21 protein-coding genes are annotated in these 23,447 nt (G+C 56.8%); 10 read left to right on the plus strand and 11 right to left on the minus strand.

Features of this window, described 5'->3' with window-relative positions; all coding sequences use genetic code 11:
* Positions 1-33 precede the first annotated feature (33 nt).
* Together F3I44_RS07215 and F3I44_RS07220 are read left to right on the plus strand one after the other, a co-directional pair.
* On the plus strand, positions 34-927 hold the full coding sequence (locus tag F3I44_RS07215; RefSeq protein WP_150010107.1) for an SDR family oxidoreductase: 894 nt from the start codon (positions 34-36) through the stop codon (positions 925-927).
* A gap of 92 nt (positions 928-1,019) precedes the next feature.
* Positions 1,020-2,843 carry a glycoside hydrolase family 15 protein gene (locus F3I44_RS07220; RefSeq protein ID WP_150010109.1) on the plus strand — a complete coding sequence of 608 codons (1,824 nt, stop codon included), beginning with the start codon at positions 1,020-1,022 and terminating at the stop codon, positions 2,841-2,843.
* 13 nt (positions 2,844-2,856) lie between these two features.
* On the opposite strand, the gene F3I44_RS07225 is transcribed toward F3I44_RS07220, so the two are convergent.
* The 4 genes from F3I44_RS07225 to F3I44_RS07240 form a co-directional block, all read right to left on the minus strand.
* Entirely contained in the window at positions 2,857-3,141 is a 285-nt protein-coding gene (locus F3I44_RS07225; RefSeq protein ID WP_150010111.1) for a hypothetical protein, read from the minus strand.
* On the minus strand, positions 3,141-4,295 hold the full coding sequence (gene ampC, locus F3I44_RS07230) for a class C beta-lactamase (RefSeq protein WP_150010113.1): 1,155 nt from the start codon (positions 4,293-4,295) through the stop codon (positions 3,141-3,143). The genes F3I44_RS07225 and ampC overlap by 1 nt, the downstream gene beginning before the upstream one ends.
* Before the next feature lie 30 nt (positions 4,296-4,325).
* A complete protein-coding gene (locus F3I44_RS07235) occupies positions 4,326-4,571 on the minus strand; it encodes a hypothetical protein (protein ID WP_150010115.1) in 246 nt (81 codons plus the stop codon).
* A 67-nt stretch (positions 4,572-4,638) separates the two neighbouring features.
* Complete coding sequence (locus tag F3I44_RS07240) at positions 4,639-5,820, minus strand: glycosyltransferase family 4 protein (RefSeq protein ID WP_150010117.1); 1,182 nt, start codon at positions 5,818-5,820, stop codon at positions 4,639-4,641.
* A 628-nt stretch (positions 5,821-6,448) separates the two neighbouring features.
* Between F3I44_RS07240 and hpxO the strand changes: the two genes are divergently transcribed.
* Positions 6,449-7,606, plus strand: a complete 1,158-nt coding sequence (gene hpxO, locus F3I44_RS07245; protein WP_150010119.1) for an FAD-dependent urate hydroxylase HpxO — start codon at positions 6,449-6,451, stop codon at positions 7,604-7,606.
* Between the two features lie 43 nt (positions 7,607-7,649).
* On the opposite strand, the gene dcp is transcribed toward hpxO, so the two are convergent.
* Genes dcp through guaD form a run of 5 tightly spaced genes read right to left on the minus strand, consistent with a single transcriptional unit; the run spans position 7,650 to position 15,639 of the window.
* A complete protein-coding gene (gene dcp, locus F3I44_RS07250; protein WP_150019369.1) occupies positions 7,650-9,692 on the minus strand; it encodes a peptidyl-dipeptidase Dcp in 2,043 nt (680 codons plus the stop codon).
* A gap of 60 nt (positions 9,693-9,752) precedes the next feature.
* Positions 9,753-10,529, minus strand: a complete 777-nt coding sequence (xdhC, locus tag F3I44_RS07255; RefSeq protein ID WP_150010123.1) for a xanthine dehydrogenase accessory protein XdhC — start codon at positions 10,527-10,529, stop codon at positions 9,753-9,755.
* Positions 10,516-12,882, minus strand: coding sequence for a xanthine dehydrogenase molybdopterin binding subunit (gene xdhB, locus F3I44_RS07260; protein WP_150010125.1), 2,367 nt, complete (start codon positions 12,880-12,882; stop codon positions 10,516-10,518). The genes xdhC and xdhB overlap by 14 nt, the downstream gene beginning before the upstream one ends.
* Positions 12,872-14,314 carry a xanthine dehydrogenase small subunit gene (gene xdhA / locus F3I44_RS07265; RefSeq protein WP_150010127.1) on the minus strand — a complete coding sequence of 481 codons (1,443 nt, stop codon included), beginning with the start codon at positions 14,312-14,314 and terminating at the stop codon, positions 12,872-12,874. Before xdhA ends, xdhB begins: the two co-directional genes overlap by 11 nt.
* Positions 14,311-15,639 (minus strand): guanine deaminase, encoded by a 1,329-nt coding sequence (gene guaD / locus F3I44_RS07270; protein ID WP_150010129.1) that lies wholly within the window; start codon positions 15,637-15,639, stop codon positions 14,311-14,313. Before guaD ends, xdhA begins: the two co-directional genes overlap by 4 nt.
* 403 nt (positions 15,640-16,042) lie before the next feature.
* Here guaD and ydfG point away from each other — a divergent pair, with 403 nt between their 5' ends.
* Positions 16,043-16,789: a bifunctional NADP-dependent 3-hydroxy acid dehydrogenase/3-hydroxypropionate dehydrogenase YdfG gene (gene ydfG / locus F3I44_RS07275; RefSeq protein ID WP_150010131.1), complete on the plus strand. Its 747-nt coding sequence runs from the start codon at positions 16,043-16,045 to the stop codon at positions 16,787-16,789.
* Between the two features lie 31 nt (positions 16,790-16,820).
* Here the strand turns inward: ydfG and F3I44_RS07280 are convergent, their stop codons facing one another.
* Entirely contained in the window at positions 16,821-17,147 is a 327-nt protein-coding gene (locus F3I44_RS07280; RefSeq protein ID WP_197042345.1) for a YnfA family protein, read from the minus strand.
* 133 nt (positions 17,148-17,280) lie between these two features.
* On the opposite strand from F3I44_RS07280, the gene F3I44_RS07285 reads away from it, so the two are divergent.
* Complete coding sequence (locus tag F3I44_RS07285; RefSeq protein WP_150010136.1) at positions 17,281-17,604, plus strand: DUF1283 family protein; 324 nt, start codon at positions 17,281-17,283, stop codon at positions 17,602-17,604.
* Between the two features lie 45 nt (positions 17,605-17,649).
* A complete protein-coding gene (locus F3I44_RS07290; RefSeq protein WP_150010139.1) occupies positions 17,650-17,946 on the plus strand; it encodes a DUF1161 domain-containing protein in 297 nt (98 codons plus the stop codon).
* A gap of 39 nt (positions 17,947-17,985) precedes the next feature.
* Here the strand turns inward: F3I44_RS07290 and F3I44_RS07295 are convergent, their stop codons facing one another.
* Positions 17,986-19,452, minus strand: a complete 1,467-nt coding sequence (locus F3I44_RS07295; RefSeq protein ID WP_150010141.1) for an MDR family MFS transporter — start codon at positions 19,450-19,452, stop codon at positions 17,986-17,988.
* Positions 19,453-19,844: 392 nt separating this feature from the next.
* Here F3I44_RS07295 and F3I44_RS07300 point away from each other — a divergent pair, with 392 nt between their 5' ends.
* The 4 genes from F3I44_RS07300 to osmV are packed head-to-tail and all read left to right on the plus strand — an operon-like array spanning position 19,845 to position 23,283.
* On the plus strand, positions 19,845-20,561 hold the full coding sequence (locus tag F3I44_RS07300) for an ABC transporter permease (protein ID WP_150019370.1): 717 nt from the start codon (positions 19,845-19,847) through the stop codon (positions 20,559-20,561).
* A gap of 17 nt (positions 20,562-20,578) precedes the next feature.
* Positions 20,579-21,490, plus strand: a complete 912-nt coding sequence (locus tag F3I44_RS07305) for a glycine betaine ABC transporter substrate-binding protein (RefSeq protein ID WP_150010145.1) — start codon at positions 20,579-20,581, stop codon at positions 21,488-21,490.
* Positions 21,491-21,499: 9 nt separating this feature from the next.
* Positions 21,500-22,147, plus strand: coding sequence for an osmoprotectant ABC transporter permease OsmW (gene osmW, locus F3I44_RS07310; RefSeq protein ID WP_010244802.1), 648 nt, complete (start codon positions 21,500-21,502; stop codon positions 22,145-22,147).
* Positions 22,147-23,283, plus strand: coding sequence for an osmoprotectant ABC transporter ATP-binding protein OsmV (gene osmV / locus F3I44_RS07315; RefSeq protein ID WP_150010147.1), 1,137 nt, complete (start codon positions 22,147-22,149; stop codon positions 23,281-23,283). The genes osmW and osmV overlap by 1 nt, the downstream gene beginning before the upstream one ends.
* The last annotated feature ends 164 nt before the right edge of the window (positions 23,284-23,447 follow it).

Below are 23,447 nucleotides of genomic sequence, written 5' to 3' on the forward strand. Positions count from 1 at the left end.
ATGTCTCAGATAACTTTGTTCAAGGAGCATACAATGGCTACACCAACTAACAAGACGCTCGATCTGGATCACTTTCCTAAGCCTCCGTTTGAGGACCAGCCACAACAGGCACCAGGCCTGGCCAGCAAGATGATCCCGGTTCCGGATCACGGGGAAACCAGCTACCGCGGTACTGGCCGACTGACCGGTCGTAAGGCGCTGATTACGGGCGGTGACTCTGGTATTGGCCGCGCCGTAGCCATCGCTTACGCCCGTGAAGGTGCAGACGTGGTAATTAACTACCTGCCGGAAGAACAGCCCGATGCCGATGAAGTGATTAAATTAATCGAAGCGGAAGGCCGTAAAGTTTTCGCTATTCCCGGCGACATTCGTTCTGAAGAATTCTGTCAGCAGCTGGTGAAAGACGCCGCTGATAAATTAGGCGGTTTGGATATTCTGGTGAATAACGCGGGTCGTCAGCAATTTAATGAGTCCATTCGTACCCTGAGTACGGAAGATTTCGATGCAACGTTTAAAACCAACGTTTATGCGATGTTCTGGATCACCAAAGCGGCGCTGGAATATCTGCCACGCGGTGCGTCTATTATTAATACCTCATCAGTACAGGCCTTTAAACCCAGCGATATTCTGCTCGACTATGCGCAGACCAAAGCCTCTATTGTTGCCTTCACCAAATCGCTGGCTAAGCAGCTGGGAGGCGACGGTATCCGCGTCAACGCCGTAGCACCTGGCCCATACTGGACGCCGCTGCAATCCAGCGGCGGACAGCCGATGGAAAAAGTGAAGCAGTTTGGGGCCGATTCACCGATGGGGCGTCCCGGTCAGCCGGTTGAGATCGCCCCGCTCTACGTTACCCTGGCCTCAACCGAGAGCAGCTACTCCTCCGGTCAGGTCTGGTGCTCTGATGGCGGCACCGGCACGCTGTAATCACACTCTGATGGCCGCATAGCGCGGCCATTTTTTTGTCCCGCTTTTGGTCACAGAAGAATTCTCGTTACCGTGAAATAAGGAAGCAGACCATGGAAAACCCGATCTTTCATTCGCCGGTCAGAGAAGATGGCTTTGCGGGTCTGGGTGATTATGCCGCCATTGGTGAAGGTCGCTCGGTGGCGCTGATCGCGCCGGATGGGGCTATTGACTGGTGGTGCGCGCCTAATCTCGACGCGAAACCGTTGTTTGATCGCCTGCTTGATGCCGGACTTGGTGGCTATTTTCAGATCGCGCCGCGCACGCCCTATCAGGTTTCGCGCCGCTACCGTAACAACAGCAATGTGCTGGAAACCCGTTTCGAAACGGACAGCGGCAGCGTGCTGCTGACGGAATCAATAAACAGCACGCTGGCGGGCCGTCTGCCGTGGTGTGAACTGGCGCGCCGCATTGAAGGCGTCAGCGGTGAAGTGGAATTAGCGATCACCCTGCGCTTCGGCACTGCCGCCGAAACCCGTTCGCCGTGGGTAGCCGACAATGAGAAAGGCAAGGTGTTTCACATCGCGGAGATCATGGCGATGTTCCGCACCAGCGAAGATATTCAGATCACCGAACTGGATGATGAGCAGGTCTGCGCCACGCTGCGCACGACGGCCGGTTCCCGATCGCTCTGCGCCCTGCTGGTAACCGAAAAAGAGCCGCTGGCGGTGCCGCCACTGGACGCTATCGATCAGCGAATTGAAACCAGTCACACCGGCTGGACCAGCTGGGTGGAGAGCCTGAGCTACGCTGGCAGCTACCCGGCACTGGTAAAGCGCTCTGCCCTGTCGCTGAAGTTTCTCTGGTACTCCCCGACCGGCGCGCTGGCCGCTGCCGCGACCACCTCACTGCCGGAAGGTATCGGCGGCGAGAAAAATTATGATTACCGCTACGCCTGGGTACGCGATGCCTGCCTGATTATTAAAGCGTTCGTTTATATCGGGGCGCTGGAAGATTGTAAGGCGGCCTTTTCCTGGCTGTCGCAGACCATTATGCGTCACGGTGTCAGGCTGCGGGCCTGCTATGCCCTGAACGGCGATGAAGTGCCCGCCGAGCGTTATCCGCCGCTGAGCGGCTATAAAAACTCTCAACCGGTGCGGGTCGGCAATAACGCCCGCGACCAGCTGCAGCTCAGCATGTATGGCGACATGCTTGTCACCGCACAGCACTTTATTGAAGCGGGACACGTGCTGGATATCACCACCTCGCGCATGCTGGGCGAGCTGGCAAACTGCTGCGCCGATCACTGGCGGCAGAAAGATTGCGGCATCTGGGAACTGCCGGAGCTGCAACATTATACCCACTCCAAGATGGCCTGCTGGATGGCGCTGGACCGGGCGGTCGCCCTGGCCGAAAGCCATCATATCGAACCGACGTGGCTGGGGCGCTGGCAGCGGGAACGTGACCGCATTCGCGACTGGATTGAGTCGCACTGCTGGTCAGAACAGAAGCAGGCTTATCTCTTCTACGCCGGCAGTGACGACCGCCTTGATGCGTCGCTGGCACTGGTTCACAACTACGGTAGCGCGGTTAATCGGCAGCGGATGCTCCTGACCTACCGCGCAATCCAGCAGGAGCTGGGCGACGGCAGCGCCATGCTCTACCGCTACAGCGGCGTCAGAGAGGAAGAGAGCACCTTTCTCGCCTGCTGCTTCTGGCTGGTGGAAGCGTGGGCAGAAATGGGCGAGACCGGCCAGGCGGAACAGGCGATGCAGGAGATTCTTGATACGCTGGACGGCCAGGGTAACGTCGATATCTTCAATGAGATGTATGACGTCCGCAGTCAGAGCTGGCGCGGCAATATGCCGCAGGGGCTGAGCCATCTGGCATTGATCTGTGCGGCGCAGGCGTTATCGGAAGCGCAGTCGTCAGCATGATGCATCAGTCATGTTACAGGGGAGTCGGGGAACCGGCGTCCTGTTGCAGCCGGAAGCGCGGGTCGAAGTAAAACGGTTCTGCCACCGCTTTACTGATGATGCCCGCCGCCGAATGACGGGGATTGAACAGCGGGTTCCATTTACCCGTCAGCGTGCCCGGCACCTTCAGCAAAAGGCCGTTGTCCGGGCTGTGTAGATGGCGATGGACATAGCAGCCCTCCTGTTCATTTGATTTTTGTTTCAGCGCAAATGAACAGAGGGTGCCAGCCTGCTCCGGCTGAGCAGGCGTGAGGCACATTATTCAGCCGTACCCTGTTGGAGCGCCTGCAGAATCTGCCACGCTACCCGGATGCGAAGCGGATTGGGGTAATTTTTGTTGGCAAGTAGCACGATGCCGCTGTTCTGCTCAGGAATAAAAGCGATATAGGCACCAAATCCATTAGTGGAGCCGGTTTTATGTACCCAGCTGGCGCTCTGCGACGGCCCGGCCGGATTGATCAGAGTCGCCGGACGCGGTTTCAGCGCCACGCCATTATCGTTATCGTTGAGCAGCGTCTCAGCATCGACGGGCCAGTCGTAGATCTCCCAGCCCAGCCCCTGATAGAGACTCCCGACTTTGAAGTAGCGTGACTGCGCAGTACGGATGGCATTCCGCAGCACCGCGTTGCCCGCCGATAAACGGTTGGGATCGACGTTGGCCTGCATAAAGGTCAGCATGTCACGCGCGGTGGATTTGACGCCATAGGCTTCTGCATCCAGCATGCCGGGGGACACCCGAACCGGCTGACCATTTTTATAGCCCCAGGCGTAGTTCAGCATCATCGACGGCGGCACAGTAATGTAAGTGCGCGTCAGGCGCAGCGGCTGAAACACATGTCGCTCCATCGCCTGCTCATAATCGCCCTTCACCATCAGCGAGCCAAACAGACCAATACTGGCGTTAGAGTACTGGCGCTGCAAACCTGGTGCTGCCGTTGGCTGCCAGTTCTGATAGAAGCGGAGCAGAGAAGCCTGGTCGGTGACCTCATCAGGCAGCTGTAAAGGCAGGCCGCCTGCGGTATAGGTCGCCAGATGTAGCATACGCACCGCATGCCATTGCTCACCCGTCAGCTGCGGCCAGCGCTTTTGCACCGGATCGTTAAGACGGATTTCGCCGTTGCGGATCATGATCCCGGCCAGCGTACCGGTAAAGGTTTTGCTCACCGACCCCAGTTCAAACAGCGTATTTTCCGTGACCCGGCGGCGTGACTCAAGATCGGCCACGCCGAGATTCACAAACTGCGCCCGGCCCTTGTAAAGCACCGCCACCGACATTCCGGGGATCGCCTGCTGCTCCATCAGCGGTTCAATCGCGGCTTTAACCAGAGAAGCGACCTGCTGTGAGGAGAGATCGGCGGCAACACAGCTGGCAGAGAGAGAAAATAAAGCAAGGTAAAACAAGGACTTTTTCATCGTTAACTAAGCGTTCTTCACTGAATCGAATTATTTACACTGGCTGGAACAGGCCTGTACGCACATCTGAGCCTTTGAGCTACAGGCCCCGCTATCCCGGGTGTTGCAATGGGACTGCTCGACGTAGCAGTTGGTCTGACAGGTGGAGAGATCGCAGCGGTCAGCGACGGGCGTCAGCTGCACCAGCGGCGCGCGGGCCGGAAAAAGCGCCGCAGGCTGAGCGAAGGCGCTGCTGCCCAGTAATCCGGACAGCAGCAGAGTGAGGATAATTTTCATAACATTTCTCCTGAGGTACGCAGCACTAAGTATGGCCAGTCTGGCGCGCGCCGTCAGAGAAATCTCATCAAATTGAGACAACAGGAGGGTGTTGAGTGACATTCATCACGCCACGACTGTAGATTTCGTTGAGCCGGGCGATATAACGCTGAGTGTCATGCTGCTCTTTGATGCGCAGAATGGCCGCTTCCCCTTTCTCCTGCAATATTTCAGGACGTTCAATGATGGCGAGCAGCGTCGATTTCAGCCCGTCCACCAGCGACCGGCGCAGCTGCGATTTTTGCTCTGCCGAGGTGATGCTGTATTCGCGATCGGCGTTCAGCGGACTCGTAATGACCCAGCCCGCATTGGCTGGATTGATTTCCGGCAGCGCACGTACGTTGCTGGTGATCACCGGACAGCCGTTGGCCTGCATCTCCAGCACGGAGAAACCGTAAGTCTCCTGCCAGGTCGGTAACAGACCGGCATCGCTCTGACGGAACAGCTGCATCAGCGCACTATTTTCCATCTGTGAATGATGCGTAATGCAGCGATAGCGCTTGATGCGGTTCTCAATGTCGCGGCAGAAAGCATCATCATCCTGGAACTGACGATGAGCAACATTACGACGTTTGGTGAGATCGCCAATCAGCTGCAGGTCCAGCTGCGACTCGTCCAGCCGGTGCTCTTCAATCAGCTCACTGATTGCCAGCACCACTTCCGCCCCGCCTTTACGGTAGAACTCATTACCGGCAAAGATCAGCTTCAGAACACCTGGCTGACGCGGCGTTTTTTGCTGAACGAACAGCTTTTGCGGCGGATGCAGAACCAGGGTTTTACGACGGATTTGCTGCGCAACATCCGGTTTGAACAGTTTCATCTGAATGTTCAGCGTAGCGTCTGAGATAGCAATCAGCCCCAGACAGTTATCTTTTAACAGATAAGGAATAAGCCGTTGCAGCTCAGGATTATCCTGCTTGGCAACACCCGCGACCGGCAGCACGCGCGGCAGCTCGGTTTCAAACGAGGCGACCCACTTCTGCTGAGTAATGGCGACTTCGTTGAACAGATGGAGGATGTCAGCCCGCGATGCCCCGGAAAAAGGCACAGGCTGAAAGACAAAGGTTTTATTCTTTTTCAGCAATCGGGTACGTAACGGATTAATAAAATAGAACAGATTGCTCTTTTTCAGATTTATATATTCGTTATCCGGATTAACTAAGATATTACGTTGCTCCGGATACTGGTTATTCGTGATTCCAATTTTCATGATCGTCTTCCAGAGTCCTTTATGTCCAGAGTGATCTATATCACGCGATCGCGGCTGATACGTTTGAGCAATTTCCTAAAAGCCTTTTCTGATGCGGCTTAAGCAGTTTTGCTAATGATTGCGCCCGGTGATAAAACAACCATAATTATGTCTGTTTATGAATATGCATTTTTGATTAACAGGTATGTTTAATTGTTTCAGCCTAACTGCCTGTTGACCATGGTGAGAATTTTCCAGGCAATATTTCTGCCAGTTGTTGTTTATATGTATAATTATTTGTCAGAAGTGTTATCGAAGCGAGGCGGTAATTTAGTTTATAACTTTTAAAGTAATTTCCAGGGTGGGTTAACGGGATGTCGGCTCTCTCTGACTGATAACTGTCCCGGAGGCCTGACATCGATTACTAACCAAATGATGAAACAAAAGATACAGCCAGATCGTTTCTGCACCCTTTTTGCGCCCTGATTTGCCACATTAAAGTGCATTACGTCAGAAAACGCATGTTAGCTGCATACCTTAACACTATAAATAACCTGATGTTTTAGTTAGGTTTTATAGTGAAATCCAACCTGACCGCTCCTCTGGTACAAAAGTTGCAGGAGTCTCTCCATGCAGACAGGAGAGCACTATGAAAGCAATCGTAATTGGTGGCGGTATTGGCGGAATGAGCAGCGCGATTGCGCTGGAGAAAGCCGGAATCGACGTTGAGGTGTTTGAAGCCGTTCAGGAGATGAAGCCCGTCGGCGCGGCGATTTCCATCTGGCCCAACGGCGTTAAATGCCTGAATGCGCTGGGAATGAAAACCGCGCTACGTGAGCTGGGTGGCAATATGGCCTATATGGCCTATCACGACGGCGCAACCGGTGCGGCCCTGACCCGCTTCAGCATGGCACCGCTGGTACAGCAGGTGGGCGAATATCCCTGTCCGGTGGCACGGGCAGAACTGCAGGCGATGTTGATTGATACCTTCGGGCGTGAACGGGTGCAGTTTGGTAAGCGGGTGATCCAGGTCGAACAGTCTGAAAATGGCGTCATCGCAACCTTCTCTGATAACAGTCAGGCGCACGGCGATTTTCTGATTGCCGCCGATGGCACCCATTCCGTCGTCCGCGACTATGTGCTGGAGCAGAAGCTGGAACGACGTTATGCCGGTTACGTTAACTGGAATGGTCTGGTCACCATAGACGAAAGCATTGCGCCCGCCGATCAGTGGACAACCTTCGTCGGTGACGGTAAGCGTGTTTCACTGATGCCGGTTAGCGGCAATCGGTTCTACTTCTTCTTTGATGTGCCGCTACCGAAGGGACTGCCGCAGGATCGCAGCACGGTGAAAGCGGACCTGACCGGCTATTTCCATGGGTGGGCGGAGCCGGTGCAGCAACTGATTGCGGCAATTCATCCTGATAATACTAACCGGGTTGAGATCCACGACATTGAACCGTTCAGCCGCTTTGTCAAAGGGCGTGTTGCGCTGCTTGGCGATGCGGCCCACAGCACCACGCCCGATATTGGTCAGGGTGGCTGTGCGGCGATGGAAGATGCCGTGGTGCTGGCGGCGACGCTGGCTTCGCATTCGCTGGGTATAGAAGATGCCCTGCTGCGCTATCAGGCGCGACGGGTTGAGCGGGTAAAAGATCTGGTGCTGAAAGCGCGCAAACGCTGTGACGTGACCCATGGGCGCGACCCGGCAGTCACGGCAGAGTGGTATCAGTCATTGAAAAACGAAACCGGTGAGCGAGTACTGGCCGGAATGTGCGAAACCATCGAAGGCGGTCCGCTGGGCTAACCAAAAAAAAAGGGGGCTGTCACCATGGCAGCCCTTTTAGTTATCAATCCGCCAGACCGCGATTCTTCAGCATTGGCTCAAGCTGAGGTGCTGCGCCCCGCCAGCTTTCATACAGCGTTTTAAGATCGCTGCTGTTACCCCGTGACAGAATCTTCTGCCGGAAGATGTCGCCGTTTTCACGGGTTAGTCCGCCATGCTCCGCAAACCACTGATAGCCATCGTCGGCAAGCATCTGCGTCCAGATATAGGCGTAATAACCTGCGGCGTAACCACCGCCCCAGATATGCTGGAAATAGCTGGAGCGATAGCGCGGCGGCACCGCCGTCAGCGCCATGTTATCGCTCTGCAACGCCTGCTGCTCGAACCCTTCTACGCTTTGCGGTGCGGCATCACGGTTAAGGCTGTGCCAGTGCAGGTCCAGCAGCGCGGCAGCCAGCAGCTCGCTCATCTCATAGCCTTTGTTAAACGTCGCGGCCCGGACAATCTTTTCATGCAGCTCAGCAGGCATTAACGCCTGAGTCTGATAGTGACGAGCGTAGTGGCGGAACACCGCCGGCTCGCTGGCCCAGTGCTCGTTGATCTGCGAAGGAAACTCAACGAAATCGCGCGGGGTTTCCGTGCCCGACAGGCTCGGATAGCGCTGGCTGGCAAACAGGCCGTGCAGCGTGTGGCCGAACTCATGAAACATCGTGATGACGTCGTCCCAGCTCAGCAGCGCCGGTTCCCCCGCTGGCGGTTTGGTGTAACCACATACGTTGTAGATCACGGGTTTGCTGTCGAGCAGCGTTGACTGGTTGACGAAGTTACTCATCCAGGCACCGCCGCCTTTGCTGTCGCGCTTAAAGAAATCGGTGTAGAACAGCGCCAGCGGCGTGTCACCGGCATCGAAAATCTCATAAACCTGAACGTCGGGATGATAAACCGGCAGATCCTGACGCGGTGTAAAGCGGATGCCGTAAAGCTGGGTTGCTGCCCAGAAGACCCCATTCCGGAGCACTGAGTTCAGTTCAAAATAAGGCTTAATCTGGCTCTCATCGAGATCGTAGCGGGCACGCCGCACCTGTTCGGCATAAAAACGCCAGTCCCATGCCTGCAGAGTAAAATCGCCCTGCTGCTTATCGATAGTCTGCTGAATGGCCGCCGCTTCACGCTCCGCACGGGCGCGTGCGGCGGGCACGATGTTGCGCATAAAGGCCAGTGCCGCATCGGGGGTTTTCGCCATCTGATCCTGCAGCTTCCATTCGGCATAGCTGGCAAAACCCAGCAGCCGGGCCTGCTCCGCCCTGACCTGCGCCAGCCGTAATACCAGCTCGCGGGTATCGTTCTCATCGCCTTTTTCCGTACGCGTCACACTTGCTTTAAATATCGCTTCCCGGGTTGTGCGATCGGCCAGGCTCTGCAACGCCGGTTGCTGCGTGGTGTTCTGCAACACCAGCAACCAGCTTTTTTCCAGTCCACGCGCCTGCGCTTCCGCCTGGGCCACTGCCAGGTCGGCCGGTGACAGTCCCGCCAGCTGCTGCAGATCATTAACGACCAGTCCGCCCGCTTTGGTGGCAGCCAGCAGTTTATTGGTAAAACGGGTACTGAGGCGCGCCGCTTCCTGATTCAGGGCTTTAAGCTGCTGCTTCTGCGCTTCCGGGAGATTGGCCCCCGCCAGCTGGAAACGCTGCCAGATCACCTCAACCAGCCGTTTTGATTCGGCATCCAGTTTGGCGCGCTGCAGATAAACCGCATCGAGTCGTGAAAACAGCGGGCGGTTCAGCATGATGTCGTCGTTAAGCGCAGTAAGCTGCGGCGCAATCTCCTCATCCACCTGCTGCAGATAAGGGCTGGTATGGGCCGAGGTCATCGCGCTGAAGACCAGGTTCACCCGGTTGAGGAGCTGTCCGCTCTTCTCTAGCGCCTCAAAGGTGTTGAGAAAAGTGGGCGCTTCGCTGTTCAGGGCGATAGCCTCGACTTCCTGACGCTTCTCCTCAATGCCAGCCTGCAGCGCGGGCAGGAAATCCTGCTCCTCAATCTGGTCAAAGGGAGGCGCCTGGTAAGGCAGTGTGCTGACGCTAAAGAAGGGATTCTGACGGGCGTTCATGGTTCGCTCCTGATGGGCATCGCAAAGTCTTATCCTGACAGGTTGCCGCGAAAGCGCAACTCAGGCAACGTGCTGCTGATACACGCTGATGATTTCACCGGCAATTGCCACCGCAATCTCGGCGGGCAGCTTGCCTTTAACATCCGGCAGGCCTATCGGACAGCGCAGGCGCGCCAGTGGCTCGCTGGCCACGCCCCTGCCTGCCAGCCGGTAGCGGAAACGCTGATTTTTCGTCGCTGAACCGATGACGCCAGCATAGCGAAAGTCGCCGCGTTTCAGCACCGCTTCGCACAGTTCAAAGTCGAGCGGATGGTGATGGGTCATAATGATGAAGTAACTGCCCGCAGGTGCCTGGGCCACACAGTCGAGCGGGTCGTCAGGCTGCAGTGTGACCACGCCAGGCGGAACAGAGCTGAACTGATCCGGACGGCTGTCGATCCAGTTTATGTGACAGGGTAACGTCGACAGCAGATTCACCAGCGCCTGTCCGACATGGCCCGCGCCAAACAGGTAAATTTCCGGCTGCGCCTGTAGCAGCGGCTCAAACAGCAGCGTGGTTTTACCGCCACAGCACTGTCCGAGCCGTGCGCCGAGGCTGAAATCCTCGGTGTGTGGCGCGGTCGCTCCACTTTGCAGCATCGCTCTGGCCTGGGCGATGCATGCAAATTCCAGATGACCGCCCCCGATCGTGAGAAAGCTCTCGTGCTGCGTGACAACCATTTTGCTGCCGCTGTCACGCGGCACCGAACCGTGCTCACTGAGCACGGTAATTAATACGCAGCTCTGGCGTTTTTCACGCAGCTGATGCAGCACACCGATCCAGTCATGATAGTCCATCAACAACTCCCGTCAGGCGCTGTACGCCCCAGAAGATCCGCTCCGGCGTCGCGGGCGCATCCAGCCCAGGGTGCTGACGGTAACCGGCGACGCTGGCGACCGCATCCTGCAGCGCACACCAGGCGGCAATGCCTAACATAAACGGCGGTTCGCCTACAGCCTTGGAGTGGAACACCGTGTCTTTCGGGTTTTTGCGGTTCTCCACCAGCGTCACCCGCAAATCCGCCGGGACGTCACTGATGGCGGGAATTTTGTAGCTTGCCGGACCATCGGTCAGCAACTGGCCTTTGTCGCTCCACACCAACTCTTCGCAGGTGAGCCAGCCGACACCCTGCACAAAGCCCCCTTCGACCTGCCCGATGTCAATGGCAGGGTTCAGCGAGGCCCCGACGTCATGCAGGATATCGGCGCGCAGCAGGCGGGACTCACCAGTTAAAGTATCGATCACCACCTCGCAGCAGGCAGCCCCAAAGGCGTAGTAGTAGAACGGCTTGCCGCGCCCGGCCAGCCGGTCGTAATGAATCCCCGGCACACGATAGTAGCCGGTGGCAGAGAGTGGCACCTGATTAAGCCACGCCAGCTTCGCGACCTCCGCAAAGGTGTAATGCTTTTCGCCAGCGCGCACTACGCCATTACGAAAGCTCACCGTCGATGCGTCGCACTGATGCAGCTCACAGAGCATGGCGATCAGGCGGTCGCGCAGGATTTCCGCGGCGTTCTGCGCTGCTTTACCGTTAAGATCAGCGCCGCTGGAGGCCGCCGTCGGCGAAGTGTTGGGCACTTTGCCGGTGTCGGTGGGGGTGATCTGAATTTTATCGGTTTCAATCTGCAGCACTTCGGCGACAATCTGAATCACCTTGGTGTTCAGTCCCTGGCCCATTTCGGTGCCGCCGTGGTTAAGCTGCACCGTGCCGTCGGTATAGATCAGAATCAGCGCGCCCGCCTGATTGAGGAAGCTGGAGGTAAAGGAGATACCGAATTTTACCGGCGTCAGCGCCAGGCCGCGTTTCAGCAGCGGACTGCGGGCGTTAAACGCCGTAATTTCCGCACGCCGCGCCTGATAGTCGCTACTCAGCTCCAGCTGTTCAGTGATCTCATCCAGCAGATTGTCCTCGACCTGCTGGTGGTAATGGGTGATGTTGCGATCCTGCTTGCCGTAATAGTTACGCTTGCGCAGCGCCAGCGGATCCAGCCCACGGTCGCGGGCGATGTGATCCATGATCTGTTCAATCACCACCATGCCCTGCGGCCCGCCAAAACCGCGATAGGCGGTGTTCGAGGCCGTATTGGTGCGACAACGATAGCCGGTTACCCGCGCATCGCCGAGATAATAAGCGTTATCGGCGTGGAACATGGCACGATCGACAATGGATCCGCTCAGATCCAGCGAATAACCGCAGTTGCCGGCGAGATCGATTCTGATGCCGCACAGACGCCCGTCCTCTTCCACGCCCGCGTCGTAGCGCACAAAGAACGGATGCCGTTTACCGGTCACGCGCATATCGTCGCGGCGCGAGAGCCGCATTTTTGCCGCACGGCCAGTCTGACGTGCCACGATAGCGCAGAGGCAGGCAACCCCGGCCGCCTGCGTTTCTTTACCGCCAAAGCCGCCGCCCATCCGGCGCATATCGATGGTCACCTGATTCAGGCTGATGCCCATCACTTCCGCCACCAGCTTCTGCACTTCGGTGGGGTTCTGGGTTGAGGAGAAGACCTGCAACTGCTGATCTTCGCCAGGAATGACCATTGCCGTCTGGGTTTCCAGATAGAAATGCTCCTGGCCGCCGATATGGAACGATCCACTGACCCGATGCGGCGCGCGTGCCAGTGCCGCGTCAACGTCACCGCGCTGGTGAATGTGCGGTTCCTGCACAAAGCTGCCCTGCGCCAGCGCCTGCTCCACATCCAGCAGCGGTTCCAGCACGTCGTACTCAATCACCGCCGCGGCCGCGCCCAGACGCGCAGCGTCAGGGGATTCTGCCGCCACCGCAATCACGATCTGCCCCAGGTACTCTACTTTGTCATGCGCGAGCAGCGGATCGCCCGGCTCCAGCGGGCCAACATCATTAATGCCCGGCACATCCTGCCAGGTTAAGACGCTGACAACGCCAGGCACGGCATAACAGGGCTGCACATCTATGCGCAGGATGCGTGCATGCGCATGCTCACTCAGGCGCGGACAGAGATGCAGCAGACCCGGCAGTTCAGGCTTGTCGTCGATAAAACGCGCCTCGCCGGAGACATGTTTTTCCGCGCTTTCATGACGGTGACTGCGACCCACGCCGCTCTGTAAATCCGCGGCATACTGCGCCTTGATCACCTCTTCGTTGAGTTCAGGACGGTTATGAGACATAGCGGGAGACCTCAAGACAGGTTATTTCGCCATTATGGCGATGCCAGTAGCGGCGGAGCAGATTGCGTGCCACCTGAAGGCGGTAGTCACTGCTGGCGCGGAAATCAGAAAGCGGCTGGAAATCTTCAGCCAGCGCGGCGGCTGCTCGTGACACCGTCACGGCATTCAGCGGCTGACCGATCAGCGCCTGTTCACAGTGACGGGCGCGTTGCGGTGTGGCCGCCATGCCACCAAAAGCGATGCGGGCGGAACTGACAATGCCCTGTTCCATTTGCAGGTTAAAGGCAGCAAACACCGCCGAAATATCATCATCCAGCCGCTTCGAGACTTTCCATGCCACGAAATCAGGTGACACCGTCACTTTATTGATGCGAATGGCACGGATAAACTCCCCTTTTTCCAGCTGCGTCTGCCGGTAGCCGGTAAAGAACTGATCCAGCGGCAGGCTGCGCTGCTGCTCTCCGCGCTGCAGCAGCAAGCTGGCATTGAGGGCCAGCAGCACCGGCGAGGCATCCCCTATCGGAGAGGCGTTACCGATGTTGCCGCCGAGTGTCCCCTGTAAACGGATTTGCAGTGAAGCAAAGCGCTGCAGCATCTCACTGACGCCGGGAATGCGACTGGCGAGAAACTCGCTGACCTGCTGCAGCGATGCGCCTGCACCCAACAGAAAGTGATCGTCAAATTCGCTGCAGACTTTCAGTGCGGCAACCTGCTCCAGTGCAATCAGCAGTGGTATTTTTTTATGCTGCTGGGTGATCTGCAGGCTGAGATCGGTGCCACCCGCAAGCAGCTTCGCATCGGGATGCGCCAGATAGATTTCGGCCAGCTGTGACGGGGTTTTAGGCAGAAAGCAGCGGCGACCCTCATCGCCTATCTCCTGCATCTCGGGGGTGGCCAGCGCCGCCAGCCGCTGCACCGTGGCAGCAGCGCCATGATCAAACTGGTCAGTGATCGGCTGCGAGCAGAGCTGTTCGGCCGCAGCCATAATTGGCCGGTAGCCGGTGCAGCGACAGAGGTTGCCCGCCAGTGCGGTTTCCGCCTGATGCCGATCCCAGCCCGCCGCCTTTTTTTGCAGGCTGAACAGCGACATCACAAAGCCTGGCGTGCAGAACCCGCATTGCGATCCGTGGCAGTCGACCATCGCCTGTTGCGCCGGGTGCAGTGCGCGACCGTGACGCAGATCCTCAACCGTGATCAGCTGTTTGCCCTGTAACGCAGAGACCAGCGTCAGGCAGCTGTTAACCGTTTCATACTGCATCTCACCGCCGACAGCGTTACCCAGCGTGACGCTGCAGGCACCGCAGTCGCCGGAGGCGCAGCCCTCTTTAGTGCCAGGCCGATGCTGACGAGTGCGCAGGTAGTTGAGCACCGTGAGATTCGGGTCGAGCGCATCTTCGCTGACCAGCTGGTTATTTAACAGAAACTGAATCATGCGGCTTGCTCCTGTGCATCGCGCTGCCAGACCGGACGACCACCGACCCAGGTCTGGGCAATGTTGCGGTCGTCGCCCAGCGTCATTAAGACAAACAGTTTTTCCCAGATATCTTTGCTGTTGCCGATGCGAAGTTGCTGAAGCGCAGAGACCGCCGGATCGAGCACCACAAAGTCCGCCTCTTTACCGACGCTGAAATTCCCGATCGCATGGTCGAGATCCAGCGCATGCGCCCCGCCCAGCGTGGCATGATAAAAGGCTTCAGCGGCGCTGAGCCGGTAGTGCTGTAGCTGGCCCACTTTGTAGGCTTCGCCCAGGGTCTGCAGCATATTAAAGGTGGTGCCTGCGCCAACATCGGTGCCAATCCCCACTTTTACGCCCTGCTGCCAGCTGCGTTTGATGTTAAACAGGCCGCTGCCCAGGAACAGGTTTGAGGTAGGACAGAAGGCAATGGAGGAATCGGTATCGTGCAGACACTGCCATTCCTGCTCTTCCAGATGCAGACAGTGCGCAAAGACGCTGCGGCGACCGGTCAGCTGATGATGATGATAAACATCCAGATAACCCTCGCGCTCCGGGAACAGTTCTTTCACCCAGGCAACCTCCTGCGGGTTTTCGCTGAGATGGGTGTGCAGCCAGGTATCCGGGAATGCCTGACGCAGCTGCTGCACTTTCTCCAGCAGCTGCGGGGATGAGGTCGGCGCAAAGCGCGGCGTCAGGGCATAATTCAGCCGTCCACGCTTGTGCCAGCGTTCAATCAGCGCTCGCGTCTGCTGATAGCTCTGTTCAGGGGTTTCGATGAGATTGTCGGGCGCATTACGATCCATCATCACTTTGCCGGCAATCAGCCGCATGTTCAGGGCTTCAGCCGCGCTGAACAGCGCCTCCACCGATTGCGGATGCACGGTGCCAAACACCAGCGCGCTGGTGGTGCCGTTGGAGAGCAGCTGATGCAGGAAAAAGGCGGACATCTTTGCGGCGTGATCCGGGCAGTGATACTGCGCTTCGACCGGGAAGGTGTAATGATTCAGCCACTCCAGCAACTGTTCGCCAAAGGCACCAATCATTTCCGTCTGCGGATAGTGAATATGGGTATCGACAAAGCCCGGCACGATCAATTTGCCGCGCAGATCGATAACAGGCTGTCCCGCCAGCTTCGCCTCGCTGTTCTCCCAGCTATCCAGCCCAATTACGTGTCCGTCGCGCAGCAGCAGCAGGCCATCCTCCAGGTAGCGAGCCTTTCCGGTCAGGTCATCGGGATGATCCACCACGCCAGTGAAGTCAAAAAAGCTGGCGCGTATCGCCGTATCGGTTGCTGATAGCATGGTATGTCCTTTCTGAAAGCGCGATTAATTATCTGCAGATGATTCTCTGTTAATAACCCTGCAACCTGCATGCCAGATCTGAAATACAAAAAAAGCGCTTAAATATCAGTATATTAATGACATAAAGTGAGCGTTGCGCAACAAAGGTGGCCTTTGATAGCGTCGCAACCGTTTGCGGAGCCGATGCAAACGGTTGCGATTCGATATCGCGCAGATAGGTTAACCTGAGTATGGCCTGCCACCCGATAATCCGCCCTTTTACGGTGCAGGCTGCCCTGAAAAGGCGCAGCGGGATACCCGTTAAAATACGTTTACAGGCCAGGCTACTTTTCCACGCGCAGAAGCAGAAATGAAATGCTATGGTGAAGCCATCGACTCTGAAAATGGCATAAGGAACAGTGAGATGATTATTTTTGTCACCGGCGCGACTGCCGGTTTTGGTGAAAGCATCACCCGCCGCTTTATTAAGAACGGTCACAAAGTAATTGCCACCGGACGACGCGCTGAACGTCTGAAAGCGCTGAAGGATGAGCTGGGCGACAATCTTTATACCGTACAGCTGGATGTGCGTAACCGTGCCGCTATTGAAGAGGCGGTGGCGCAGTTACCGGCGGAATGGCGCAATATCGACGTGCTGGTCAATAACGCCGGTCTGGCGCTGGGCATTGAGCCTGCGCACAAAGCTAACGTTGAAGACTGGGAAAATATGATCGACACCAACACCAAGGGGCTGGTCTATATGACCCGCGCCCTGCTGCCACAGATGGTGGAGCGGGATGTGGGTCATATCATCAATATCGGTTCCATTGCCGGCAGTTGGCCGTATGCCGGGGGCAACGTTTACGGAGCGACCAAAGCCTTTGTGCGTCAGTTCAGCCTGAACCTGCGTACCGATCTGCACGGCACCGCGCTACGTGTTACCGACATTGAGCCGGGTCTGGTTGGCGGCACCGAGTTTTCTAACGTGCGCTTTAAAGGCGATGATGACAAAGCCGGTCAGGTCTATGAAGGTGCTACTGCTCTGACGCCGGAAGATGTGACAGAAGCGGTCTGGTGGGTCGCCACGTTGCCTGAGCATGTCAATATCAATAGCCTGGAGATGATGCCGGTCAGCCAGACGCTGGCGGGTCTTAAAGTGCATAAGCCGTAAGCCTCTGCCGCGCCAGCCATTATGGCTGGCGTTAACCGCGTCCCCAGCCCATGACGATGATCAGCATGCCGCTTAAGGCAATCAATGCCCCGCTCCAGTCCCACGCACTTAACTTCACACCATCCACCACCCGTAACCAGAGCAGTGCGGTGAGCACGTAGACGCCACCGTAGGCGGCATACACCCGTCCGCTGGCAGCCGGATGCAGCGTCAGCAGCCAGACAAACAGCGCCAGACTGGCGACTGCAGGCAGTAACAGCCACGTCGATCCCCCTTTCTTCAGCCACAACCACGGCAGAAAGCAGCCGGTAATCTCCGCCAGCGCGGTTATAAAAAACAGCAAGGCGGTCTTAATCAGCACGCTTACCTCTCCTGAACATAAACAAACGACTCACCGCTGGTGAGCAAAGAAACGGCGATGATATACTATGAGTACTCGCTGCAACAGCCGTCCCGGATGGCGATGTTTGCGTTAACTAAAGGAAATTGTGATGAAAAAAATGATCCCTGCCGTGCTGATGGTGCTGCTTTCCACAGCAGCTGTGACTGCCACTGCGAATACTAATCGTCTGATCATTGAAGATGGCAGTTCTGCGCTGAGCAATGAAGCAGCGCGTCAGGACAAAGAGCAATGGAATGACACGCGTATGCTGCGCCACAAAGTGAATACCCGCGTCGAAAAAGAGTTTGATAAAACCGATCGCGCCTTTGATACCCGCGACAAGTGCGAGCAGAGCCTCAATCTCAACGCCTACTGGGAACCTAACACCCTGCGTTGTCTGGATCGCCGTTCAGGTCGCCCGGTAGCGCCGTAAATTTGAGCTATAGTAATGACGGACGACTAACATAAGGAAGACGTGATGAAGCTACAGAGGGTTTTGTTAAGCGCGGCGTTTTTAGCTCTGCCGCTGATGGCGCAGGCATCCTGCGAATCGGTAAAAGCCGATATCAGCCAGAAGATTATTCAGAACGGTGTACCTGAATCGGGTTTTAGTCTCGATATCGTTGCCAATGATCAGGTTGATCAGGCGGGTGGTCAGGTCGTCGGACATTGTGAAAACGACACACAAAAGATTGTTTACAAGCGTACAGGCCGTGACGATGAAGCCAGCGTCCCGGCCAGTGCCGGCAGTTCTCAGGACGCGCCAGCACAGTAGTAAGCGTCAAACCAGGGCGACATCCTGTCGCCCTGCCACTTAGTCCGACTGTTCCGGCCGCTGACGCGGCATCATCCATGCCACTCCCACCGCAAACAGCGCAATCACCAGTGCTACCACGAACACCCAGTGCAGTGATGCGGCTATCGCCGCCACCATATGCTGCAGGGTTTCTGGCTGCAACTGCTGGCGACTGGGTTCAGACATGATCTGCTGCACCGGATCCTGCACCTGCGGCAGTCGCCACTGCAGATTAAGATTCAGCACCGCGCCCATAATCGCCGTGCCCACCGCCGAACCGATCATCCGGCTGAACATGATAGACGCGGTACAGATGCCGCGAATCTGGTAGTCCGCCTGGTTCTGCACTGAGACCAGGAAGGTGGTGCTGGTCATGCCCATGCCAGTGCCAATCAGAAACGCCGTGAAGCCCGCCTGATAGAGTGAGCTGGCGGGCTGCAGGAACAGCAACAAGGTGCTGCCGGCGACCAGCAGTAACGCGCCGAGCTGGGCGGTAAAGCGGTAGGAGGTGTGCAGCATCAGCCTGCCGCTTAGCGTGCTGGCCAGCGGCCAGCCAATCGACATCATCGCCAGCACACTGCCTGCCTGTAATGGCGAACCGCCACTGATCCCCTGAATCCAGGTGGGCAGAAACGCGCTGATGCCCATCATCGCCGCACCGATAATCAGGTTACCCGCATTGCCTGCCACAATTAGCCGGCTGCGCCAGATCACCAGCGGAAACAGCGGTGCCACTGAGCGCTGCTCGTGGCGCTTGAGCTGCCAGCCCGCGAACAGAGAGAAAAGCAGGAACGGCACCAGCCAGAGGCCCAGCTGTTCCGCCTGCAACAGTGCAATCAACAGGGCCGTCACGCTAAGCATCAGCCAGCTGCTGCCCGCCAGGTTCAGTGGCTGCGACGTCTCCTCTTTCTGATGCGCCGGTAACCAGCGCGCCAGCATCAGCATGCTGATCAGGCCTATCGGCAGATTGACCCAGAAAATTACCGACCAGCTAAAGTGCTGCACCAGCCAGGCCCCGGTCAGCGGCCCCACGATCGCCGCCACACCCCAGACACTGGAGAGCCAGCCCTGCACGCTGGCGCGTTCACGCGGCGAGTAGATGTCGGCCACGATGGTGGAGCTGAGCGGCATAATGGCCCCCGCGCCAAGGCCCTGAAAGGCCCGAAAAAGGATCAGCCAGGTCATGGTATGGGCAAAGCCACACAGCACCGATCCCACCAGGAAAATCGAGGTGCCGATAAAAAACATGGTTTTGCGCCCCACCATATCCGCCAGACGCCCATAGAGCGGCACGCTGACCGCCTGAGTTAGCAGATAGATGGAGAAGACCCAGCCAAACTGCGAAAAACCGCCAAGGTCAGCAATGATGGTCGGCATCGCGGTGGCCACAATGGTGACTTCAATGGCCGCCATAAACATCGCCAGCATACAGGCGATTAAGATCCAGTGGCGATGTCCGGTCTGAAGTTGTGCGCTGTCAGTCATAGGGTTCCTTTTTTAATCTGCAAGGCTAGCTCAAAAACAGCCCGTGCAGTTTCCCGCGCGTGCGCATCTTGTGCGCCATCTGTGACGGTGTCACTTAAAGTCGATGAATTTTTTTTATTGTCGCATTAGCCCAGCGGCTACGCGGCTTTAACACCCTTTTAACCCGTTTCTATCTGCCTGATTTTGGGCTTAAAAGCTGGCTTGTGCAAAAAAGGCCTGCTATAGCATTACTCCATCTTATTCGGTATTCACTGAAAAAGAGTGGATAAACAGTCATTTTATCTACATTTTATCGCAGTTTCGGTATTGGGCGCGGCGGCAGTTTTTGTCGCACCTGTCGGACTGTTTAGGGTTGTTATAACAATTGAGATCGTCATCAGGGAGATTCTCCTATGCAAAATGCTTCACTGGCCCGACGCGCCGGTCTGGCACTGCTTGCCGTGGTCGCCGTGATCGCAGTACTGATCTGGGGCTTAGGCTGGGATCAGCTGGTCGCACGTAAGGTCGATCTGCTCTATCTCGGGCAGCAACACCTCTTCTTAGTTTTCTGGTCAATGTTGTTCGCTCTGCTGGTCAGTATTCCCAGTGGCATCCTGCTCAGCCGCCCGTTTGCGCGTCGCTGGGCCGAGTATGTGATGCAGATTTTCAATGTCGGTAACACCCTGCCGCCGCTCGCGGTTCTGGCACTGGCGATGGTTATCATCGGGATTGGTGACCGTCCGGCGCTGATTGCGCTGTTTCTGGCGTCACTGCTGCCCATCGTCCGCAACACCTTCTCGGGTCTGAGCGCGGTTCCTCCGTCGCTGATTGAGGCCGCCAACGGCATCGGCATGACCAAATGGCAACGTCTGCGTCAGGTTGAGTTGCCCAACGCGATGCCGGTGATCCTCTCTGGCGTGCGTATCGCCACCGCCATCAATGTCGGCACCGCGCCACTGGCCTTCCTGATTGGTGCCAGCAGCTTTGGTGAGCTGATCTTCCCGGGTATCTACCTGAATGACTTCCCGACGCTGATTCTGGGTGCCGTTGCGACTGCGCTGGTGGCACTGGTTCTGGATATGATGCTGGCCGTGCTGGGCCGCTTTCTGAGTCCGCACGCTGCGGCCTGACCACAAGGAGCTTTGCAATGCTAACGAAGTGGATTAAGAAAAGCGCTGTCGCGCTGACCGCGACGCTGCTGCTTAGCCAGACGGCACAGGCGGCTGCCCCGCTGGTAATGGCAACCAAGAGTTTCACCGAGCAGCATATCCTGTCAGCCATGACGGTACTCTGGCTGCAAAAGAAAGGTTTTGAGGTGGTCCCTAAGCGCAATATCGCCACCACCATTGGCCGTAACGCGCTGCTGAATAAGCAGATTGATATGGTCTGGGAGTATACCGGTACGTCACTGATCATCTTCAACCACATCAGCCAGCCGATGTCTTCTCAGCAGGCGTATGAGACGGTGAAACAGCTGGACGGAAAACTGGGACTGGTATGGCTGAATCCGGCACCAATGAACAACACTTACGCCTTTGCCATGACTCAGGAGCGGGCCCAAAAAGAGGGCATTAATACAATGTCACAGTTAGTCGCGAAACTGGAACAGGTTCGTCAGTCTGACCCGGACCACAACTGGCGGCTGGGGCTGGATCTGGAATTCGCAGGTCGTTCAGACGGTCTGAAACCGCTGCAGAAGACTTACAACCTGGCGCTGGATCGCCCGCAGATCCGTCAGATGGATCCGGGCTTGGTCTATAACGCCATTCGCGACGGATTCGTAGATGCAGGTCTGATCTACACCACCGATGGCCGGGTTAAAGGCTTTAACCTGAAAGTGCTGGAGGATGATAAACACTTCTTCCCGAGCTACAACGTGACGCCTGTCGTGCGCCAGGATGTGCTGGCGAGCCATCCCGGACTGGAACCCGCCCTTAATCAGCTCTCTGCACAGATTACCAATGAGGCGATCACCGAGCTGAACAAGCGGGTCGATATCGATCATCAGTCACCGGAAAAAGTGGCGCGTGATTTCCTTCAATCCAAAAACATGCTGTAAGGAGGCACTGTGGATACCCTTCACTACATCATGGATAACTGGAGCACCCTGCTCACTCTTAGCTGGCAGCACAGCTGGCTTGTGCTGGTGGCGGTCGGTCTGGCCATTGTAATTGGCGTGCCGCTGGGCATTCTGATCGTGCGCGTCAGATGGCTGGCAACGCCAATTCTCGGTATCGCCACCGTAGTACTGACCATCCCGACCATTGCGCTGTTTGGTCTGATGATCCCGCTGTTTTCGCTAATCGGTCAGGGCATCGGTGCGCTGCCAGCCATCACTGCCGTGTTCCTCTACTCGCTGCTGCCGATTGTACGTAATACCCACACCGCGCTGGAGAATTTGCCGGACGGTCTGCGTGAAGCGGGTCGCGGCATTGGCATGACCTTCTGGCAGCGTCTGCGCTGGGTTGAAATCCCGATGGCGCTGCCGGTGATTTTCGGCGGCATCCGAACCGCTGTGGTGATGAACGTTGGCGTGATGGCGATTGCCGCCGTGATTGGCGCAGGCGGTCTGGGCCAGCTGCTGCTGGATGGCATCAGCGGCAGTGATATTCGTATGTTAATTGCCGGCGCATTGATGATTTGTCTGCTGGCTATTTTCCTTGACTGGCTGCTGCACCGTTTGCAGCAGGCGCTGACTCCAAAGGGGATTCGATAATGATTACGCTGGAAAACCTGACGAAAACCTTTACCCAGAAAAACGGCACCACTAACAAAGCCGTCGATAACGTCAGCCTGCATGTGCCAGCCGGTGAGATGTGCGTGCTGCTGGGTCCATCGGGCTGCGGTAAAACTACCACTCTGAAGATGATTAACCGTCTGATCCCGGCCACCAGTGGCCGGATCCTGATTAATGGCGAAGACACCAGTACGCAGGACACCACCACCCTGCGCCGCAACATTGGCTATGTGATCCAGCAGATTGGTCTGTTTCCCAACATGACCATCGAGGAGAACATTACCGTCGTGCCGCGCATGCTGGGCTGGAATAAGAAGCAGTGTCATGAGCGCGCTACAGAGTTAATGAGCATGGTGGCGCTGGACCCTAAAAAGTTTCTGCACCGCTATCCGCGTGAGATGTCCGGCGGTCAGCAGCAGCGTATCGGCGTCATTCGTGCGCTGGCGGCGGATCCACCGGTATTGCTGATGGATGAGCCGTTTGGTGCTGTCGACCCGATTAACCGTGAAGTGATCCAGAACGAGTTTCTCGACATGCAGCGTCAGCTTAAAAAAACCGTGATGCTGGTGAGCCACGACATTGATGAGGCGCTGAAGCTGGGCGATCGCATCGCGGTATTTGGTCAGGGCAGGATCGTGCAGTGCGCCAGTCCGGATGAATTGCTCGCGACGCCTGCGAATGAGTTCGTCGGCTCGTTTGTGGGTCAGGACCGTACGCTTAAGCGCCTGCTACTGGTGCAGGCGGGCGACGTAACCGATCAGCAGCCGACCATTACTGTGCGCCGCTCGACGCCGCTGGAAGAAGCCTTTGGCACCATGGATGAGAACGACATGCGGTCGATTACCGTGGTTGATGAGGATGGCAAACCGCTGGGCTTCGTGAAGCGTCGTGAGGCGCGTAACGTGAGTGGCCGCTGTGAAGAGAAGCTGCATACCTTTAAGGTCACCGGTAAAGCCGAAGAGAACCTGCGCGTAGTGCTGTCAAAACTTTATGAGCACAATACGGTCTGGATGCCGATTGTTGATGAAGAGGGGCGCTACAGCGGCGAGATTTCGCAGGATTATATTGCGGATTACCTCAGCTCGGGTCGAACCCGTCGTCGTCTGAGTCCGTAATTTCGTCACATGATAGGGTCTCATAGACCCTTTAAAATAGCTGGCATACTTAGACTCTGATCAATCTGGCAGCAATAAATAAGCCTGACGCGATGGGAACTGGGTCAGAGGAGGAAAGCGTCCCGCGCTTGGGACAAAAACGCCGGGAGCGTTTTTGTCCATGG

It is taken from the genome of Pantoea sp. F_5 (assembly GCF_008631595.1).
GTDB classification, from domain to species: Bacteria; Pseudomonadota; Gammaproteobacteria; order Enterobacterales; family Enterobacteriaceae; genus Pantoea; species Pantoea gossypiicola.

Bases quoted from the DNA above. Each gene is read 5' to 3' on its own strand.
- F3I44_RS07215 (WP_150010107.1), top strand. From the start codon at position 34: ATGGCTACACCAACTAACAAGACGCTCGATCTGGATCACTTTCCTAAG.
- F3I44_RS07220 (WP_150010109.1), top strand. From the start codon at position 1,020: ATGGAAAACCCGATCTTTCATTCGCCGGTCAGAGAAGATGGCTTTGCG.
- F3I44_RS07225 (WP_150010111.1), bottom strand. From the start codon at position 3,141: ATGTGCCTCACGCCTGCTCAGCCGGAGCAGGCTGGCACCCTCTGTTCA.
- ampC (WP_150010113.1), bottom strand. From the start codon at position 4,295: ATGAAAAAGTCCTTGTTTTACCTTGCTTTATTTTCTCTCTCTGCCAGC.
- F3I44_RS07235 (WP_150010115.1), bottom strand. From the start codon at position 4,571: ATGAAAATTATCCTCACTCTGCTGCTGTCCGGATTACTGGGCAGCAGC.
- F3I44_RS07240 (WP_150010117.1), bottom strand. From the start codon at position 5,820: ATGAAAATTGGAATCACGAATAACCAGTATCCGGAGCAACGTAATATC.
- hpxO (WP_150010119.1), top strand. From the start codon at position 6,449: ATGAAAGCAATCGTAATTGGTGGCGGTATTGGCGGAATGAGCAGCGCG.
- dcp (WP_150019369.1), bottom strand. From the start codon at position 9,692: ATGAACGCCCGTCAGAATCCCTTCTTTAGCGTCAGCACACTGCCTTAC.
- xdhC (WP_150010123.1), bottom strand. From the start codon at position 10,529: ATGGACTATCATGACTGGATCGGTGTGCTGCATCAGCTGCGTGAAAAA.
- xdhB (WP_150010125.1), bottom strand. From the start codon at position 12,882: ATGTCTCATAACCGTCCTGAACTCAACGAAGAGGTGATCAAGGCGCAG.
- xdhA (WP_150010127.1), bottom strand. From the start codon at position 14,314: ATGATTCAGTTTCTGTTAAATAACCAGCTGGTCAGCGAAGATGCGCTC.
- guaD (WP_150010129.1), bottom strand. From the start codon at position 15,639: ATGCTATCAGCAACCGATACGGCGATACGCGCCAGCTTTTTTGACTTC.
- ydfG (WP_150010131.1), top strand. From the start codon at position 16,043: ATGATTATTTTTGTCACCGGCGCGACTGCCGGTTTTGGTGAAAGCATC.
- F3I44_RS07285 (WP_150010136.1), top strand. From the start codon at position 17,281: ATGAAAAAAATGATCCCTGCCGTGCTGATGGTGCTGCTTTCCACAGCA.
- F3I44_RS07290 (WP_150010139.1), top strand. From the start codon at position 17,650: ATGAAGCTACAGAGGGTTTTGTTAAGCGCGGCGTTTTTAGCTCTGCCG.
- F3I44_RS07295 (WP_150010141.1), bottom strand. From the start codon at position 19,452: ATGACTGACAGCGCACAACTTCAGACCGGACATCGCCACTGGATCTTA.
- F3I44_RS07300 (WP_150019370.1), top strand. From the start codon at position 19,845: ATGCAAAATGCTTCACTGGCCCGACGCGCCGGTCTGGCACTGCTTGCC.
- F3I44_RS07305 (WP_150010145.1), top strand. From the start codon at position 20,579: ATGCTAACGAAGTGGATTAAGAAAAGCGCTGTCGCGCTGACCGCGACG.
- osmV (WP_150010147.1), top strand. From the start codon at position 22,147: ATGATTACGCTGGAAAACCTGACGAAAACCTTTACCCAGAAAAACGGC.